Source organism: Rhodococcus sp. CX (assembly GCF_015865005.1).
In the GTDB taxonomy this organism is placed as follows: domain Bacteria; phylum Actinomycetota; class Actinomycetes; order Mycobacteriales; family Mycobacteriaceae; genus Rhodococcus.
In genome coordinates, this window is the sequence record NZ_JADZGH010000077.1 from 1 (window position 1) to 4,886 (window position 4,886).

Below are 4,886 nucleotides of genomic sequence, written 5' to 3' on the forward strand. Positions count from 1 at the left end.
CCTGCTCCTGTGGGTCGTGCTGGTCCTGCTCATGTGGAAGGGTTGGCGCGGACGCGCCCGCCGCCAGGCCGACGCCGTCGGGGAACTTCCCGCCGTGCCCGCGGACCTGGGGGAGCAGGTGCTGGCCCCCAGCACCGGCCTGTACGTGGGCAGCACCCTGGCGCCGAGCTGGCAGGACCGGATCGCGGTCGGCGACCTGGGATACCGGGCCGCGGCCGAGATCAGCCGCTACCGCAGTGGAGTACTCCTCGACCGCGACGGTGCCTCGCCGATCTGGATTCCGCAGGACTCGATCCGCGCGATCCGCACCGAACGCGGCCTGGCCGGGAAGGTCATGACCAAGGACGGCGTCCTGGTCATCCGATGGCAACTGCCCTCCGGAACCGAGATCGACACCGGATTCCGCGGCGACGACAAGACTGTTTACCCCTCGTGGGTGGACGCGACGAACGAAGATTCAGGACAGTGACGATCACAGCACGTGAGATTTCAGCTGATGCGGACAGCTCTGGTGAGGTCGAGCAGAACGGAGAGAACGCATGAGCGGCGGTAATTTCGGCGGCGGCACCGCGGTACTGGTGCTCGAGGACGGGCGGATCTTCCGCGGCACCACCTTCGGAGCGGTCGGCCAGACCCTCGGCGAGGCCGTGTTCAGCACCGGCATGACCGGCTACCAGGAGACGCTCACCGACCCCAGCTACCACCGGCAGATCGTGGTGTCGACGGCACCGCAGATCGGCAACACCGGCTGGAACCAGGAAGACAACGAGTCCGTCGGCCCGACCGGCGACTCCGCGGAAGCGAAGATATGGGTCGCCGGCTACGTCGTGCGCGACCCCTCCCGCCGCACCTCCAGCTGGCGGGCCACCGGCTCTCTGCAGGACGAACTGGTCCGCCAGGGTGTGGTCGGCATCGCCGGCATCGACACCCGCGCACTCGTGCGGCACCTGCGCACCCGCGGCTCCATGCGCGCCGGCGTCTTCTCCGGTGACGCCCTCGCCTCGGACGCGGAACTGCTCGAGCGGGTCAAGTCCCAGCCGTCGATGCTCGGCGCCGACCTCGCCGGCGAGGTCACCACCACCAGCGGATACGTCGTCGAGCCCGTCGGGGGCGAGGCCCGGTTCACGGTCGCGGCCATCGACCTGGGCATCAAGACCAACACCCCGCGCATGTTCGCCGAACGCGGGATGCGGGTGCACGTGCTGCCGTCCACCGCGACGCTGCACGACATCCTCGACCTGAAGGCCGACGGTGTGTTCCTGTCCAACGGCCCCGGCGACCCGGCGACCGCGGACGGGGCGGTGCACCTGACCAAGGAGGTGCTCGGACAGGGCCTGCCGCTGTTCGGCATCTGCTTCGGCAACCAGATCCTCGGACGCGCCCTGGGCCTGAACACCTACAAGATGAAGTTCGGGCACCGCGGCATCAACATCCCGGTCGTCGAACACGAGACCGGCCGCATCGCCATCACCGCGCAGAACCACGGTTTCGCGCTCGAGGGTGAGGCGGGCCAGGAGTTCGACACCCCGTTCGGCCGCGCCGTGATCAGCCACACCTGCGCCAACGACGGTGCCGTCGAAGGGGTCCGCCTGCTCGACGGCAGCGCCTTCTCGGTGCAGTACCACCCGGAGGCGGCGGCCGGCCCGCACGACGCCGCCTACCTGTTCGACCGATTCGCCAGCATGCTCGAGGGAGACAAGTCCTAATGCCACGCCGTACAGATCTCTCCCACATCCTGGTCATCGGCTCCGGGCCGATCGTCATCGGCCAGGCCTGCGAGTTCGACTACTCCGGCACCCAGGCGTGCCGGGTGCTGCGCGAGGAGGGCCTGCGGGTCAGCCTCGTCAACTCCAACCCGGCCACGATCATGACCGACCCGGAGTTCGCCGACTCCACCTACATCGAGCCGATCACCGCCGAGTTCGTCGAGAAGGTCATCGCCACCGAGGCCGCCAACGGCACCCCGATCGACGCCGTGCTGGCGACCCTCGGCGGCCAGACCGCGCTGAACACCGCGGTCGCGCTGTCCGAGCAGGGCATCCTCGACAAGTACAACGTCGAGCTGATCGGCGCCGACTTCGACGCCATCCAGCGCGGCGAGGACCGGCAGATGTTCAAGGACATCGTCACCAAGTGCGGCGGCGAGTCCGCCCGCTCGCGGGTCTGCTTCACCATGGACGAGGTCCGCGCGACCGTCGCCGAACTCGGCTTCCCCGTCGTGGTGCGCCCGTCGTTCACGATGGGTGGCCTCGGCTCCGGCATGGCCTACAACGACGAGGACCTCGAGCGCATCGCCGGGGGCGGTCTCGCCGCGTCGCCGACCGCGAACGTCCTGATCGAGGAGTCCATCCTCGGCTGGAAGGAATACGAGCTCGAGCTCATGCGTGACGGCCGCGACAACGTCGTGATCGTCTGCTCCATCGAGAACGTCGACCCGGTCGGCGTGCACACCGGCGACTCGATCACGGTCGCGCCGGCGATGACCCTGACCGACCGCGAGTACCAGAAGATGCGCGACCTCTCGATCGCCATCCTGCGCGAGGTCGGCGTGGACACCGGCGGCTGCAACATCCAGTTCGCGATGGACCCGCGCGACGGCCGCCTCGTCGTCATCGAGATGAACCCGCGCGTGTCGCGCTCCTCGGCGCTCGCGTCGAAGGCCACCGGCTACCCGATCGCGAAGATGGCCGCCAAGCTCGCGATCGGCTACACCCTCGACGAGATCGTCAACGACATCACCAAGGAAACGCCGGCCTGCTTCGAGCCGACCCTCGACTACGTCGTGGTCAAGGCCCCCCGCTTCGCGTTCGAGAAGTTCCCCGGCGCCGACGGCACCCTCACCACCACCATGAAGTCGGTCGGTGAGGCCATGTCGATCGGCCGCAACTTCACCGAGGCGTTCGGCAAGGTGCTGCGTTCGCTCGAGACCAAGCGCGCCGGCTTCTGGACCGGCCCCGAGGTCGAGGGCACCCTCGACTCGATCCTCGCCGAGATCGCGACCCCCACGGACGGACGCATCTATGGGGTGGCGAAGGCGTTCGAGCTGGGCGCCACCGTCGAGCAGGTCTTCGACGCCACCAAGATCGACCCGTGGTTCCTCGATCAGATCCAGCAGATCGTCGAGCTGGGCGACGAGGTCCGCGGCGTCGAGACCTTCGGCGAGCAGGAACTGCGCTACGCCAAGCACCACGGCTTCTCCGACCGCCAGATCGCCGAGCTGCGCCCGGAGCAGTTCGCCGACGAGGACGCCGTCCGCGCCCTGCGCATCGAACTGGGCGTGCACCCGGTGTACAAGACCGTCGACACCTGCGCCGCCGAGTTCGAGGCCAAGACCCCGTACCACTACTCGACCTACGAGCTCGATCCGGAGGCCGAGACCGAGGTCGCGCCGCAGACCGAACGCCCGAAGGTGCTGATCCTGGGCTCCGGCCCGAACCGCATCGGCCAGGGCATCGAGTTCGACTACTCGTGCGTGCACGCCGCGCTGACGCTGTCGGAGGCCGGGTACGAGACCGTCATGGTCAACTGCAACCCGGAGACCGTCTCGACCGACTACGACACCGCCGACCGCCTGTACTTCGAGCCGCTCACCTTCGAGGACGTGCTCGAGGTGTACCGCGCCGAGTGCGAGTCCGGCACCGTCGCCGGTGTCATCGTGCAGCTCGGTGGCCAGACCCCGCTGGGCCTGGCGCGGCGCCTGAAGGCCGCGGGCGTGCCGATCGTCGGCACCAGCCCCGAGGCGATCGACCTGGCCGAGGACCGCGGCGAGTTCGGCCGGGTGCTCGAGCAGGCCGACCTGCCCGCCGCGAAGTACGGCACCGCCACCACCTTCGAAGGGGCGCGGGAGATCGCGTCCGGCATCGGCTACCCGGTGCTGGTGCGCCCGTCCTACGTGCTCGGTGGCCGCGGCATGGAGATCGTCTACGACGAGAAGGCACTCGAGACCTACATCTCGAACGCCACCGAGATCTCCGACGACCGCCCGGTGCTGGTCGACCGCTTCCTCGACGACGCCGTGGAGATCGACGTCGACGCCCTGTGCGACGGCACCGACGTCTACATCGGCGGCATCATGGAGCACATCGAGGAAGCCGGTATCCACTCCGGCGACTCGGCGTGCGCGCTGCCCCCGATCACGCTCGGCCGCTCCGACATCGAGAACGTGCGCCGGTCCACCGCCGCGCTCGCGAAAGGCATCGGCGTCAAGGGCCTGCTCAACGTCCAGTACGCGCTCAAGGACGACATCCTCTACGTCCTCGAAGCCAACCCGCGGGCCAGCCGCACCGTGCCGTTCGTGTCCAAGGCGACCGGTGTGCAGCTCGCGAAGGCGTGCGCGCGGATCATGCTCGGCGAGACCATCGCCGAGCTGCGCAGCCAGGGTCTGCTGCCCGCCGAGGGCGACGGCAGCCACGCCCCGCTCGACGCGCCCATCGCGGTCAAGGAGGCGGTGCTGCCGTTCAACCGGTTCCGCCGCGCCGACGGCACCGGGGTCGACACCCTGCTCAGCCCCGAGATGAAGTCCACCGGTGAGGTCATGGGCCTCGACAGCGACTTCGGCCGGGCCTTCGCCAAGTCGCAGACCGCCGCCTACGGTTCGCTCCCCACCTCGGGTGCGGTGTTCGTCTCGATCGCGAACAAGGACAAGCGGTCGATGATCTTCCCGGTCAAGCACCTCGCCGACCTCGGGTTCCGGATCATGGCGACCATCGGTACCGCGGAAACCTTGCAGCGCAACGGAGTTCCGTGCGAGCACGTGTACAAGGTCTCCGAGGAGGATCGCCCCGAGGGCGCACCGACCGTCGTCGACCGCATCCGCGCCGGGGACGTCGCGATGGTCATCAACACGCCGTGGGGCAACGCCGGGCCGCGCATCGACGGCTACGAGA

At 68.9% G+C, this 4,886-nt stretch carries 3 protein-coding genes; all 3 read left to right on the forward strand.

Going from position 1 to position 4,886, the window contains the following annotated elements; all coding sequences use genetic code 11:
- The first annotated feature begins 1 nt into the window (after position 1).
- Complete coding sequence (locus tag I0Q12_RS08610; RefSeq protein ID WP_197251530.1) at positions 2–469, forward strand: transporter; 468 nt, start codon at positions 2–4, stop codon at positions 467–469.
- A gap of 70 nt (positions 470–539) precedes the next feature.
- Positions 540–1,706: a glutamine-hydrolyzing carbamoyl-phosphate synthase small subunit gene (gene carA, locus I0Q12_RS08615; protein WP_197251531.1), complete on the forward strand. Its 1,167-nt coding sequence runs from the start codon at positions 540–542 to the stop codon at positions 1,704–1,706.
- Positions 1,706–4,886: carbamoyl-phosphate synthase large subunit (carB, locus tag I0Q12_RS08620; protein WP_197251532.1), on the forward strand; the 3,181-nt coding region annotated here is incomplete at its 3' end. The genes carA and carB, both read left to right, overlap by 1 nt.